At 58.0% G+C, this 13682-nt stretch carries 12 protein-coding genes; 4 read left to right on the top strand and 8 right to left on the bottom strand.

The features are described from left to right. Positions 1 to 19 precede the first annotated feature (19 nt). The 7 genes from glpE to GHN86_RS05645 form a co-directional block, all read right to left on the bottom strand. On the bottom strand, positions 20 to 349 hold the full coding sequence (gene glpE, locus GHN86_RS05675) for a thiosulfate sulfurtransferase GlpE (RefSeq protein ID WP_153378001.1): 330 nt from the start codon (positions 347 to 349) through the stop codon (positions 20 to 22). Between the two features lie 32 nt (positions 350 to 381). Next, positions 382 to 1242: a symmetrical bis(5'-nucleosyl)-tetraphosphatase gene (locus GHN86_RS05670; protein WP_153378002.1), complete on the bottom strand. Its 861-nt coding sequence runs from the start codon at positions 1240 to 1242 to the stop codon at positions 382 to 384. After that, a complete protein-coding gene (apaG, locus tag GHN86_RS05665; protein WP_153378003.1) occupies positions 1242 to 1622 on the bottom strand; it encodes a Co2+/Mg2+ efflux protein ApaG in 381 nt (126 codons plus the stop codon). The genes GHN86_RS05670 and apaG overlap by 1 nt, the downstream gene beginning before the upstream one ends. Positions 1623 to 1746: 124 nt before the next feature. Further along, positions 1747 to 2565 carry a 16S rRNA (adenine(1518)-N(6)/adenine(1519)-N(6))-dimethyltransferase RsmA gene (rsmA, locus tag GHN86_RS05660; protein WP_153378004.1) on the bottom strand — a complete coding sequence of 273 codons (819 nt, stop codon included), beginning with the start codon at positions 2563 to 2565 and terminating at the stop codon, positions 1747 to 1749. Next, positions 2562 to 3551: a 4-hydroxythreonine-4-phosphate dehydrogenase PdxA gene (pdxA, locus tag GHN86_RS05655; RefSeq protein WP_323369211.1), complete on the bottom strand. Its 990-nt coding sequence runs from the start codon at positions 3549 to 3551 to the stop codon at positions 2562 to 2564. Before pdxA ends, rsmA begins: the two co-directional genes overlap by 4 nt. After that, the gene (gene surA / locus GHN86_RS05650) at positions 3548 to 4882 is read right to left on the bottom strand and encodes a peptidylprolyl isomerase SurA (RefSeq protein WP_323369213.1); all 1335 of its coding nucleotides are present in this window, start codon (positions 4880 to 4882) and stop codon (positions 3548 to 3550) included. The genes pdxA and surA overlap by 4 nt, the downstream gene beginning before the upstream one ends. Further along, the gene (locus GHN86_RS05645; protein ID WP_153378005.1) at positions 4863 to 7616 is read right to left on the bottom strand and encodes an LPS-assembly protein LptD; all 2754 of its coding nucleotides are present in this window, start codon (positions 7614 to 7616) and stop codon (positions 4863 to 4865) included. Before GHN86_RS05645 ends, surA begins: the two co-directional genes overlap by 20 nt. A 131-nt stretch (positions 7617 to 7747) precedes the next feature. On the opposite strand from GHN86_RS05645, the gene GHN86_RS05640 reads away from it, so the two are divergent. The 3 genes from GHN86_RS05640 to GHN86_RS05630 are packed head-to-tail and all read left to right on the top strand — an operon-like array spanning position 7748 to position 10210. Continuing rightward, positions 7748 to 8773: an aminoglycoside phosphotransferase family protein gene (locus tag GHN86_RS05640; RefSeq protein ID WP_153378006.1), complete on the top strand. Its 1026-nt coding sequence runs from the start codon at positions 7748 to 7750 to the stop codon at positions 8771 to 8773. Next, positions 8770 to 9441 carry an N-acetylmuramate alpha-1-phosphate uridylyltransferase MurU gene (gene murU, locus GHN86_RS05635; RefSeq protein ID WP_153378007.1) on the top strand — a complete coding sequence of 224 codons (672 nt, stop codon included), beginning with the start codon at positions 8770 to 8772 and terminating at the stop codon, positions 9439 to 9441. Before GHN86_RS05640 ends, murU begins: the two co-directional genes overlap by 4 nt. A 1-nt stretch (position 9442) precedes the next feature. Then, positions 9443 to 10210 carry a DnaJ domain-containing protein gene (locus tag GHN86_RS05630; protein ID WP_153378008.1) on the top strand — a complete coding sequence of 256 codons (768 nt, stop codon included), beginning with the start codon at positions 9443 to 9445 and terminating at the stop codon, positions 10208 to 10210. Here the strand turns inward: GHN86_RS05630 and GHN86_RS05625 are convergent. After that, complete coding sequence (locus GHN86_RS05625) at positions 10182 to 11198, bottom strand: alpha/beta hydrolase family protein (protein WP_153386205.1); 1017 nt, start codon at positions 11196 to 11198, stop codon at positions 10182 to 10184. The genes GHN86_RS05630 and GHN86_RS05625 overlap by 29 nt on opposite strands. Before the next feature lie 74 nt (positions 11199 to 11272). Between GHN86_RS05625 and GHN86_RS05620 the strand changes: the two genes are divergently transcribed. Continuing rightward, positions 11273 to 13663, top strand: coding sequence for a PAS domain S-box protein (locus tag GHN86_RS05620; protein ID WP_153378010.1), 2391 nt, complete (start codon positions 11273 to 11275; stop codon positions 13661 to 13663). The last annotated feature ends 19 nt before the right edge of the window (positions 13664 to 13682 follow it).

Raw genomic sequence — 13682 nt, 5'->3', positions numbered from 1 at the left:
CTTGACGCTAATAAAAATATTACTCGGCTGAATTTTGTGCCGTTTCTTGCGGGTAAGTTGCACGCCAAAGCTCGAATCCGCCATCCAGGCTATAGACCTCGCTAAACCCCTGACCGACAAGGTACGCCGCAGCACTTTGGCTGGAATTACCGTGATAGCAAGCGACGATCAGGGGCTTGTCTAGATCAGCGTTGGCAATGAAATCGTGCAAGGAGTGGTTATCGAGGTGCTTGGCACCGCTGATATGCCCGGCGGCGAAAGCTTGTGGGTCGCGGATATCAACCACAACAGCACCTTGCTCGCGCAGAGTCTGGGCTTCTTGAGGCGGGATACGTTTGAATTCGGTCATGTAAAGTTCCTGTGGCCTGACAGCGGGCGGGCTTAGCCAGCGCCCAAAGGTGGGGTGGGCGGCGTGTTGGCAAGGCCGAGGTCATCGCAATCGCAGCTCAGTTTATGGCCAGTGTCCACGTTGAGCAGGGTCATGGAGCCACCCCAGACACAGCCGGTATCGAGTGCGAAAATCCCGGGTTCCTTGCAGTTGCCTTCCAGTGCAGCCCAATGCCCGAAGATGATCTTGAGGTCTTGAGTTTTACGCTCTTTGTAACTGAACCACGGTGCGTAGCCCGGCGGTGCCGTGCCGACGCCTTCTTTGCTATTGAGGTCGAGTTTGCCATCGCGGGTGCAGAAACGCATGCGTGTGAAATAGTTGGTAATAACTCGCAGTCGTGCGACCCCGCTAAGCTCGTTGTCCCATTTGGCCGGCTCGTTGCCGTACATACCGTCGAGAAAAGGCCCCAGCAAGTTATCGTCGCGCAGAGCATGTTCGACTTCGTTGGCGTATTTGAGGGCTTTTTTCAAAGACCATTGCGGCGGAATTCCTGCATGCACCAATGCGGTATTGCGCGCCACATCGTAATGCAGCAAAGGTTGCTGGCGCAGCCAGTTCAGCAGTTGGTCGCAGTCGGGTGCTTGCAGGATCTCGCGCAGTGTGTCGCCTTTTTTCAGGCGTTCGACATTGTGTCTAACGGCCAGAAGGTGCAGGTCGTGATTGCCCAGCACGCAAACCACTGATTCACGCATTTGATACAGGAAACGTAGAGTTTCCAGTGATTGTGGGCCGCGATTGACCAGATCCCCCACCAGCCACAGTGTGTCTTTGGCAGGATCGAAGGCTACGCGTACCAGCAGGCGTTTAAGTGGTTGCAGGCAGCCTTGCAGGTCGCCAACAGCATAGACCGCCATCAGTGCAGAGCTCCGGGCACGGCAAGGCGGAAAGGCGAAATATGCGCCTTGAACTGTTCGCCGTCTTCAGCGCGCATAAGAAAGCTGCCGTGCATGTTGCCAACTTGAGTGCCGATGACCGAGCCACTGCTATAAACATGTTTCTGGCCTGCGGCGATCAGCGGTTGTTGACCGATAACGCCTGCACCGCGGACTTCTTCCACATGCCCGTCACCATCGGTTATCACCCAGTGGCGGGAAAGCAGTTGTGCGGGAAGCGAGCCATTGTTCTGCACGGTGATGGTGTAGGCAAAAGCGAAGCGCTGTTGATCTGGCTGGGACTGTTCTGGCAGGTAACGCGTGACGACGCTGACGTCGATCTGATAGCGGGGATCGGACATGCGAGAGGCCTTACTTGAAAGCGAAGACACAGTTCGGGATTTAACTGATGCCTGAGTCTAGGCCAAGTAGCGGGTACTAGGCCAGACGTGGCGTCTGGTCTAGTAACGCTAGTGTGCTCGGTGATTAGTCGGCAGCGGGCGCTGCGACGGGCTGTTCGCCGAGTTTGTCAGCCAGGCGCACGAAGGCGGCGAGGTCGAGTTGCTCTGGACGCTTGCTGCCATCGACGCCAGCGGCTTCAATTTCTTCGTTGCTGAGCAGGGCTTTGAGGGTGTTACGCAAGGTTTTGCGACGCTGGTTGAAGGCTTCGCGGACTACGCGCTCAAGCAGGCGGTGGTCTTTGGCTGGGTGCGGCAAGGTTTCGTGCGGCACTAAGCGAACAATCGCCGAGTCGACTTTTGGCGGCGGGTTGAACGCACCCGGGCCAACGTTGAACAGGTGTTCGACGCGGCAGTGGTACTGAACCATGATCGACAGACGGCCCCAGTCTCCGCCGCCAGGCCCTGCGGCCATGCGCTCAACCACTTCTTTTTGCAGCATGAAGTGCATATCGCGAATCAGATCGGCATTTTTCAGCAGATGAAAAATCAGCGGCGTGGAGATGTTGTACGGCAGGTTGCCGACCACGCGCAGCGTGCGCTGTGCGGCGTTGAGGCTTTTGAAGTCAAACTTCAGCGCATCGCCTTGATGCAGAGTGAAGTTGCTCATGCCCGCGAACTGCTGGTTAAGGATCGGGATCAGGTCTTTGTCGAGTTCAACAACATCCAGCTGGCCGCCGCTATTCAGAATACCCTTGGTCAAGGCGCCTTGACCCGGACCGATTTCCAGGAGCCGATCACCGGCTTTGGCATTGAGGGAACGCAAAATGCGGTCAATTACGCCTGCATCGTGCAGGAAGTTTTGACCAAAGCGCTTGCGCGCTTTGTGTTGGAATTGCTCAGTCATAAACGGGTCTCGGACATCTGGTAGGCGGTTTCCAGAGCGACTTGCAGGCTGCCGGTATCAATTTTGCCGCTGCCTGCCAAGTCCAGGGCTGTGCCGTGGTCGACAGAGGTGCGGATGATCGGCAAGCCCAGCGTGATGTTGACAGCAGCACCAAAGCCTTTGTATTTCAACACGGGCAGACCTTGGTCGTGGTACATCGCCAGCACTGCATCGCAGTGTTCCAGATATTTTGGGGTAAACAGAGTGTCGGCAGGCAGCGGGCCATGCAAGTCCATGCCCTCGCTGCGCAGGCGCTCAAGCGTAGGTTCAATAATGTCGATTTCTTCATGGCCCAAATGACCGCCTTCACCGGCGTGGGGGTTGAGCCCGCAGACCAGGATACGCGGTTGGGCAATACCGAATTTTTGTTGTAGATCCGCGTGCAGAATGCGGGTAACCCGCATCAGCCGCTCGGGGGTTATTGCATCGCTGACCTGACGCAGGGGCAGGTGAGTGGTGACCAGCGCCACGCGCAGTCCGCGTGTGGCGAGCATCATCACAACTTGCTCAGTGCGGGTCAGGTCTGCGAGAAATTCTGTGTGGCCGGAGAACGCAATCCCGGCTTCATTGATCACGCCTTTGTGGACAGGCGCGGTGATCATGCCTGCGAAATCACCTTCGACACAGCCAAGGGCTGCACGGGTCAAGGTTTGCAATACAAAGGCTGCATTGGTCTTGTCCAGAGTACCGGCGATGACGGGGGCGTTAAGCGGGGTATCCCACACATACAGGCTACCGGCTGGCGCTGGCTGATCAGGCCAGTCAGCAGGTGTGACGGCCAGCAAACTGACCGCCACGCCCAGTTGCGCGGCCCGCTCAAGGAGCAGGTCGCGGCTGGTGATGGCAATCAGGGGGTGCGGCTGGCGTTGCGAGGCGAGTAACAGGCACAGGTCGGGACCTATGCCTGCCGGTTCACCGGGTGTCAGTGCAAAACGCTGTATTTTCACTGCGCTGCCTGGTTAGCGCTCTCTTGCGAGTCGGCGCCTGGCAATTTGATCTCTACATAGGCTTCGTCACGGATCTGACGCAGCCAGTTTTGCAGCTCTTCATCGTACTTGCGGTTACGCAAGGTGTTCATGGCTTGCTGCTCGCTGGCTTTGGCCGTGTTGTCGACTGCGCGACGACCCAGTACTTCCAGCACATGCCAGCCGTATTGAGTCTGGAATGGCTTGGACAGCACGCCTTGCGGTGTGTTTGCCATGACTTCACGGAACTCTGGAACCAGCGACTGCGGGTTGATCCAGTCGAGGTCGCCACCGTTAAGGGCTGAGCCTGGGTCTTCCGAGTAAGTTTTGGCCAGAGTCGCAAAATCTTCACCCGATTTGACGCGGTCGTAGATTTTGTCGATCAGCTTCTTGGTGTCGTCTTCGGTGCGAATTTCGCTCGGTTTGACCAGAATGTGGCGAACGTGAACTTCGTCCGTCACAACCGTGTTACCGCCTCGTTTTTCATTCACCTTGAGGATGATGAACCCCGTCGGTATACGGACGGGTTTAGTCACATCGCCCGCGTTCATACGACTCAGCTCTTCATCGAACGGAGGTGGCAACTGAGCCGCTTTACGCCAGCCCATGTCGCCGCCTTCCAGTGCGTTGTCGCTGCTGGAGTGAGCGATGGCCAGTTTGGCAAAGTCCGCGCCTTGCTGGAGCTGGTTGTAGATATCAACAGCTTTTTTGCCGGCTGCCTGAATATCTTCCGAACTCGCGCGATCCGGTGTTGGAATCAGAATATTGGCCAGACGGTACTCGTCGGACTGCTGCATGGCACCCATCGGCGACTTGAGGAAGTTTTTTACTTCCTGATCGGTCACCTGAATGCGCTCAGCCACACGGCGCTGGCGTACACGGCTAATGATCATTTCACGGCGCACCTGCTCACGCGCATCTTCATACGACAGACCGTCGTGGGCCAGTGCCTGACGGAACTGGTCAACGGTCATATTGTTGCGCTGGGCAATGGTGCCGATGGCCTGATTCAGCTCTTCGTCCGTGATGCGGATGCCGGAGCGTTCGCCGATCTGCAGTTGCAGGTTTTCGACGATTAGACGCTCAAGCACCTGCTGATCCAGAACACTGGCAGGCGGTACATCCTGACCACGTTTGGCAATGGTTTGCTGAACTTCCTTGACCCGCTGGTCGAGTTGGCTCTGCATGATCACGTCGTTGTCGACGATGGCCACAACCTTGTCGAGGGGCTGTACTGCGGCGTGAGCCGCAGTACCCAGGAACAACGCGCCCAGCAATAGCGGGCGCAGACAATCAGAAAGCTTGATCTTCACGTTCACGATAACCTTGGATGCCTTTGTCGAGGAAGCTCTCTACTTTGGTGCCGACTACGCCACCGAGACCTTTCAGCACAACTTGGAGGAAGAGACCATGATCGCCCTTCTCGTTTTGAGGGGCTTCTTGGGTGAACTCGTCGTTGGAGACCCAATAACGGCTGATCAGACGCAGTTTCCAGCAGCAGTTGTCGTATTCGAAACCACCAAAGGCTTCCAGAGTACGGTTGCGGTTGTAATCGTACTGCCAGCGGCTGATGGCGCTCCATTGCGGCACGATCGGCCAGATAACCGAGAAATCGTGCTGCTGGATTTTGTAGTAGTCCTTGATGTAACCCGGCTGACCCTTGGTGCCGTAATCACCACCGCCGACTACCCATTGACCGGTGTACTGGTCGTAGCGAACCTGGTCGTTGCGATAGCGATAGCCGAGGTTGACGATCTTGTTCGGATTGTCTTCAGGCTGGTAGTGCATCATCGCGCTGCCAGAACGCGGGCTGTGGGTTTCCGGGTCCCAGTTGTAGTCTGCGGTTGCACGCCAATCGCGGTTGAAGCGGTAAGCGTATTCAAGCGCATACGGAGACACGTCTGACGTTGCATCCGCGCGATCGGCACTAATGCCCGGCAGTTGGACCTTGCGGTCTTTGAAATAGTACGCCTGGCCGATGCTGATACGCTGGCGTTCAAAGCCGTTGTCTTCGATCCAGCGGCTGGTCAGGCCCAGCGACAGTTTGTTTTCGTCGCCCACACGGTCAGTGCCGGAGAAGCGATTGTCGCGCCACAACGAGGAATAGCTGAAGGTGCTTTCGCTGGTGTCGAAAATCGGGATGTCGTCCTGATTACGCTCAGGGACATATAGATAGAACGCACGCGGTTCCAGCGTCTGGCGATAGTTGGTGCCGAACCAGCTGGTGTTGCGGTCGAAGTACAGGCCGCTGTCAACGCTGGCGATAGGGACGCTACGGTTGACCGAGCTGTCGAATGTCTGGCCTGCGGTTGCCAGTGTGGTTTTGCCCTTGCTGTCCAGATCAAGGTCGTACTGGGTGTACATGTACTTGAGGGTCGGGGTCACGTAGCCATAGCTCGCCGTCATCGGCAAGCTCATGGACGGTGCCAGATTCAAACGGGTGCCATTGGCACGGGCAAGGCCTGCGACGTTGTTGTCGAGACGTGGAGCGACGGTGCCATCTTCGTTGGTGTAGTTACCGCTTTCGAGATCGCGCTCGAAACGCACCAGCTCAGTGTTGTAGTTGAAGTTCACGCCACCCGGGTGATACGGCAGGGCACCATTGAAGGTGAGCTGCGGCATCTGGTTGTACGGTGTGATCTGGGTCACGGTCGACAACTGGTAGGCATGCACATTCAGCTTGGCCGTGTAAGAGTCGCCACGGTAGCTGACGGCCGCTTGCTGATTCAGGTAGTCACGGTTTTCAACGCCGATTTGATCGGTTTGCAAATCCTGGAAGTAGTACGGGTCGCTGACTTTGGTGTAGTCGACTTCCGTCAATACACGCGAATCCAGACCGCCCTTGTGCTGCCAGTTGAGCAAGTAGCGCTTGTCGGTGTAATCCGATTGATCTTTACGCTCGGTATCGTCGTCGTTCAGGTACGCGGCGCCGAATTGACCTTCGCTGGACTCTGTCAGGTAGCGGAACTCGCCTTCCATCAACAGACCGCGCTTGGTCATGTAACGCGGGTACAACGTGGCATCGTAGTTCGGCGCCAGGTTGAAGTAGTACGGGGTCACGAGCGTAAAGCCGGTGTCGGTGCTGCTGCTGAAAGACGGCGGCAGGAAACCGGACTGGCGGCGATCGTCGATCGGGAAATAGATGTACGGGGTGTAGAAGATCGGAATGTCTTTAACACGTAGCGTCACGTTGGTGGCCGTGCCGAAACCAGTGGCCGGGTTCAACGTGATGTTGTTGCCTTTGAGCTGCCAGGCATTGCTGTTCGGCTCGCACGTGGTGTACGTACCGTCCTTGAGACGGATGACGGCATCTTCAGCACGCTTGGCGTACAACGCACTGCCGCGGATGCGCGACTTGTGCAAGATGTACTCGGCGTTGTCGACCTTGGCGGCACCGGTGTCCAGCTGAACGTCAGCGTGATCGCCCACGATCAGTGCGCCGTTATCACGCAGACGGACGTTGCCATTGAGCTCACCGCGGCTTTCAGCCTGATACAGGCTGGCTTCTTCAGCCTCGACCTGCATGCTGCCCTGGCGCATGACAACGTCACCGGCCAGGGTGGCGACCTGTGATTCCTGCTCATAGCGGGAGGCTTTGGCGCCCACAAACGTCGGCGAGTCGCTTTTGCTGGTGGTGTCATTCATGCCCGGACGAATAGGCTCAATATACGAACCTGAGCAATAAGGCCCGGTTTCGGCCAGCTGTGCAGGCGTGAGCTTGTCACGTGGCACCCAGTCCAGGTGGCTATAGTCGGCACTGCGTGCCTGTAGCCCACGGCCCTTGGCTGACGTGACCAGCGGAGCTGGAGCTTCTTGCTCGCTCACCTCGCCTGATGCGTCGGCCACAGCGGTGCTGTGCGCTGGACGGGGCGGTAATTGCGCAGCCGTGGTTTTCGGCGCGCAATCCCAGCCTCCCGAAGCCGACACGGAACAGTCATACTGCTCCTCGGCAACAGCGAACGGCATGGCTAGGGGTTGCATGGCCAGCAAACTGCCGGTTACCAGCAACGGAAATTTTTTACGAAACGCGGGGGATTTCAATGCCATCTTATTAGTCCGGGCTTCCTGCGTGCCATCAGCCCGCGGTGGGGGACCGCACGCCTATCGATGGTCTGGAAAAGATTCTGGATAATAAAGCATGACCCGCTTGACGGCTAGCGCCGTCGGAGACCCTTGTAATGCCTGACCAAGATGTACGCTTGCAACACCTGAAAGTTTGGCTCGATGAGCAGTTGGCCGCTTTGTTTTTGACCGAGGGTTGGGGCGCTGTACCCCCGGCCACGTTGACTGCCGCCAGCAGTGACGCGAGCTTTAGACGCTATTTTCGCTGGGAAGGCGAGGGCCGCAGTTTTATTGTGATGGATGCGCCGCCACCCCAGGAAAACTGCAAACCTTTCGTCGAGATTGCCGATTTATTGCGAATCAGCGAAATAAATGTCCCGAAAATTTATGCTCAAGACCTGGAACGCGGGTTCCTGTTGCTCAACGATCTGGGCAATAAAACCTTTCTCGACGTAATCAACGGCGACAACGCCGAGGCCCTGTTCAAGGATGCCATAGAAGCCTTGCTGGCCTTTCAGCAGTTGCCGATGGATGCGCCGTTGCCCCGCTATGACGAAGCTTTGCTGCGTCGTGAACTTGAGCTCTTCCCTGAATGGTTTGTGCGTCACCACCTTGGCATTGAGTTTGATGAGCGGCAACAGGCTCTGTGGCAGCGGATCAGCACGCTGTTGATCAATAATGCGCTGGCGCAGCCCCAGGTTTTGGTGCACCGCGACTTTATGCCGCGCAACCTGATGCTCAGTATTCCTAACCCCGGCGTCCTGGATTTTCAGGATGCGGTGTATGGCCCGGTGACGTATGACATCACCTGCCTGTTCAAGGATGCCTTTCTCAGTTGGCCTGAAGAGCGTGTACATACGTGGCTCAACGATTATTGGCAACTGGCAGCGCCACTGGGGATTCCCGTGGGCGACGACTTCGACGCGTTCTGGCGCGACAGCGATTTAATGGGCGTGCAGCGGCATTTGAAAGTGATCGGTATCTTTGCCCGCATCTGCCACCGTGACGGCAAACCGCGTTATCTGGCCGATGTGCCGCGCTTCTTTTCATATATAGAAGCCGTTATAGCGCGCCGCCCGGAATTGGCCGAACTGGCCGAGTTGTTCGCCAGCCTTCCAGCTTCGCCTGAGGCCACGCAATGAAAGCGATGATTTTGGCGGCGGGCAAGGGCGAGCGTTTGCGCCCTTTAACCTTGCACACCCCTAAACCGCTGGTTCGCGTGGGGGGCGTGCCTTTGATCGAGTATCACCTGCGGGCACTGGCGGCGGCGGGCTTTACCGAGATCGTGATCAACCACGCTTGGTTGGGTCAGCAAATCGAAGATCATCTGGGCGATGGTTCGCGCTTTGGCGTCAGTATTCAGTACTCCGCCGAAGGAGAACCGCTCGAAACCGGCGGCGGTATTTTTAAAGCATTGCCGTTGTTGGGCGATAAACCCTTTGCAGTGGTTAACGGTGACATCTGGACCGACTACAGCTTCGCGGGTCTGCGCACGCCTTTGACGGGGCTAGCGCACCTGGTGCTGGTCGATAACCCGGCGCACCACCCCAAGGGCGACTTTTGTCTCTCGGGCACGCAGGTGCTTGATGCCCAGCCGGGAAGTGACACGTTGACCTACAGCGGTATTGCCGTGCTGAGCCCGGCGTTGTTCGACGGTGCCGGGGCGGGTGCATTCAAGTTGGCCCCGTTACTGCGCAACGCTATGGCGGCCGGGCGCGTGACAGGCGAGCGTTTGCAGGGGCAATGGGTGGATGTAGGCACTCATGAGCGTTTAGCTGAGGTTGAATCGTTGATTAAGGGCAAGGACTAAGATGCTGTGGCCAGGGACTCTGATCGGAGCCGGTGCAGGCTATTTAATAGCCAGCATTCCGGGGGCCATGTTGGGCGCTTTATTGGGGCAGACGCTGGACCGGCGTCTGCAACTGCACAGCTGGGCGCATCTGCGGGAGCGCCTGGGCGGTCGGCCGGCGCTGCGTAACGATGAGCTGTTGTTCGTGTTGCTGGGTCGTCTGGCTAAAAGCGGCGGGCGGGTGGTGGACAAACATATCGAGCAAGCGCGTCAGGAAATGCGCTTGCTCGACATGAGCGGCCCTGCGCAACAGCGCGCCATTGCCGCGTTCAATCGCGGCAAGAGCGGGAATGATGCTCTACGCGGCTATTTGCGGCGGTTGAGCAGTCAGCCGCATGCGGCAGAAGGGGTTCTGCGTGCCTGTTGGCGGATGATGTGGGCGGATGGTCGAATCGACCCCAAAGAGCGCGAGCTGATTCTGCTCTGGGGGCGATGGTTGGGCTGGAGCGCTCAGCAGGTGCAAGCCCTTGGCGCGGATTACGGCCCGCAGAAAAGGACACCGGCAACCCGGGGTGGCACTTATCAACAGTCGCTGGCGTTACTGGGCGTGACCGCCAACACTGAGCCGGCTCAGATCAAACGTGCGTACCGGCGCTTGCTCAGTCGTCACCACCCGGACAAAGTGGCCGGCAGCGGGGCCAGCGCGGCCCAGGTACGCGAGGCCACTGAAAAAACCCGCGAGCTGCATCACGCCTACACGCTTATTCGCGAGCAACGTGGCTTCCGCTAGTGGGTTGCGGGCTGAGCCAGCCACGCACTCTGCGCACTAATTGTTCCTGTTCTGCTTCACGGTTGCCCGGCATGGCGATCAACCCCACTTGAACCACGTTTTGCCGGTTCGCCCGTTTGCTGGCTTGCAGCCTTTGCAAAGCGCTCTTGCGTGCGAGCGCTGTGTCTTTATAGAAGATATCCAGTAACCCCACTGTGAGGCTTTGAGTCAGTTGGCTCAGGTCGGGTTGCACCTGATCAGGCGTCACAGCGGCCACCATGATTAACTTCGCGATCTGTGGCGGTTTCTTTTCGCTGATATAGCGGGCTGCCCAGTAAGCACCGGTGCCATTGCCCAGTAGCACGACCGTGCGCATGTTTTGTTGCTGGGCAAAGGCCAGTGCCGCGTCAATGCGTGCAAAGATTCGCGCAGCATCCGCATTACTCATGGCTTCGAATGATTCGCTTGCTTGCAAGGGTGTCACGGAGCTGTCGGTGCCAGCACTGGCGGCTTGTTCGATGGGTTTGGCTGTGGTGCTGGCGTCTTTGCTGCTACTGTTCGGCGCGGGTTCTGTAGGAGGCTTCTCTTGTTCGGCAGGGCGCGGTTGGCTGGCTGTACTCTGCAGGTCGGGCAGGCTCAGGCTCAGGCTCGCCCAGTTGGCGTCCGGCAGTTTGCGCCGTAATGGGCCGACAGTGACGGGCCAATCAGCGTTTTCCCCGGCACCCGGAACAATAATCACGGCACCACTGGGCTCGCCGCTGTTGGCAGGCTTCCAGAGTGCAAGAAAGTCGTCTTGGCCGGCTTGCAACTGCTGCTGTTCGTTTTGCGCCACTTGCCGCTCAAGGGCGGCCGCGTCTTCCTGGCTGCGTTCTTGCAGCAAGGGGCGAACTTCTGGCTCGGCAATTGCGGGTTCGGTTGCGGGTGTCGGGTCGGCGGCGAGCACAGAGAGTGCGCAGGGCAGCATCAACGACAGAGACACGGTTGCAAGTGCCAGACGGTAAAAAGACATCGGTTAGTCCAGGCCAGAAGTAATCCCGGCAGCCTAATGGGTTGGTCAGTATTTGTCAGGGTGCGAGTATTCAGATGAAGCGTTTTTGCTGTCTGTTGGTTATCGGCTGGTTATTGCTGCCCTTGATAGGCCAGGCGGCATCCATTCCAGCTGCTCAATTGAACGCCGAACAGCAGCAGTGGCTGGCGCAGCATAAAGAGCTGCGTGTGGGACTGGTGTTGCAGGCCCCTTATGCCAAATTTGACCAGCGTTTGCAGCGCTTGTCCGGGGCCAATGTAGAGCTGATGAAATGGCTGGCGCAAAGCCTGGGCATTGAGCTGGTCTGGCGTAATTATCCCGACCTTGCACAGCTTGAACATGCCGCGCGTAAAGGCGAAATCGACCTTGCACCGGGTTTGACGCAGACCCCGGCAGGGTTGCGTTTGTGGCTATTTTCCGATCCTTATATGCGGGTTCCGCAGTTGCTTGTCGGGGAGCGAACTGGCGGGGGGGCGGTTGACCTTGAGCGCATTGACAGCCAAACCCGTGTGGCCGTGCGCATGCCAAGCGTCACGGCTGACTTTTTACGCGCCAGCTACCCCGGCCTCAACCTGCAAGGCGTCCCGCTGGAGCGTCAGGCCTTGCAGCTGTTGCTGAGTCAGCAGGCCACCTACGCGGTGATCGACGAAGCGCAATTGGCGCGCCTTTCGGCAGAGCCCGAATTTGCAGGTTTAGCGGTGGTGGGCGATATAGGCTTTCCGCAACTGCTGCGGGTAGCCACGCGCAAGGACTGGCCGCAGTTGGCGGCCATTGTTGAACGCGGGCTGCACGCGATTCCCGCCCGCGATATGGAACAACTGCACAGCCAGTGGCTCCAGCCTAAATACCCGCGTGCGGGTCAGACTCCCGGCTTTTGGCAAAACCTGTGTTTATTGATCAGTGCGTTGTTGCTGGCGAGCATCACAATCGTGGTCTGGCAGCGCCGCCAACAGAGTGCGCTGGAGCATTCTCTACTGAAGGCGCGTGAAGAGGCTGTAGAGAGTGCCGCCAGCGCCGAAGCCTTGCATCTGACCCAGTTTTCAATAGATCAAAGCCCGGTGGGTATTCTCTGGGTCAACTGGGACAGTCACATCCGCTACGCCAACAAGGCCGCCGAAGACCTGCTGGGTTGCTCGGCGGGGGCGGTGCTGGACAGGCCGTTACGAGATTTTGAGCCCGGTCTGACAATGGACCGCTGGTTGACGTTATGGCGCCGCGCCCGCGCCGATGAGGAAGTGGTTCAACGCGTTGAGACGCAGTGTGTGCGGGCCGACGGCAGTGTGTTTCCGGCAGACGTGACTTTGAGCTTTCTGCGTTTCAAGGAGGCGGAGTACCTGGTGGTGTACCTCAATGACATGACCGAGCGGCGCCGGGTACAGGCGGCTTTGCAGGAAAGCGATGCACGTCTGCAAGGGATCGCGGCCAATGTTCCGGGGTTGGTGTTCCGTCTGGAGCGCTCTTTGCTGACCGGCGAACTGGACTTTCCATATATCAGCGAAGGCAGCGAAAACCTGGCGGGCTATTCACCAGCGACGTTACGTCAGCGTGAAGTGGGGTTGCGCAGCCTAGTGCATCCAGATGACAAGGCGGATTACCATCGCGTGCAGGACATAGCGCTGGATAGTGACAGTGACTGGTCATGGCAAGGTCGGATTTTGACCCGTGAAGGTCAGCAGCGTTGGGCTGAAATCAAAGCGATGACCCGTCGTCTGGAGGACGGCACTGTGGTGTGGGATGGCATCGTTTGGGACATCAGCGACAGTAAACGCATCGAGCTGGAGCTGGACCGTTCTCGCGGTCAATTGCGTGAATTGTCGGCCCACCTTGAAAGCGTGCGCGAAGAAGAGAAAGCCCGCATTGCCCGCGAGGTGCATGATGAGTTAGGTCAGATGCTGACGGTGCTCAAGCTGGAAACCTCGATGTGCGAATTGGCCTATGCCGACCTAGACCCGGGGTTGCGAGAGCGGCTCAACAGCATGAAAAAGCTGATTGCCCAGTTATTTCAGCTGGTGCGAGATGTGGCCACTGCGTTGCGTCCGCCCATTCTCGATGCCGGGATCAGCTCTGCCATTGAGTGGCAGGCCAGACGCTTTGAGGCGCGTACGAACATTCCCTGTCTGGTGCAGGTGCCTGAGTATTTGCCGCCGCTCAGTGCTGCCAAAGAAGTAGGCCTGTTCAGAATTTTGCAGGAGGCCCTGACAAATGTGATTCGCCACGCGCAGGCGCACACCGTTGAGTTGACCTTGTGTGTTGAGGGGCAAGATTTGTGCCTGAGCATCAGCGATGACGGCCGGGGGTTTATACCCGTGACTGACCGGCCGACTTCCTTTGGCCTGGTCGGTATGCGCGAACGAGTGTTAATGCTGGGGGGCACCTTGACCCTGCACAGCCAGCCCGGTGAGGGAACCCTGTTGAGCGTGCGGGTACCGTTAAATCAACGCCTTTAGTGATCATTGATAAGGAAGT

Source organism: Pseudomonas helleri, from assembly GCF_009600315.1.
Taxonomy (GTDB): Bacteria; Pseudomonadota; Gammaproteobacteria; order Pseudomonadales; family Pseudomonadaceae; genus Aquipseudomonas; species Aquipseudomonas helleri_A.
This window is presented reverse-complemented; position numbering and strand designations above follow the sequence as displayed.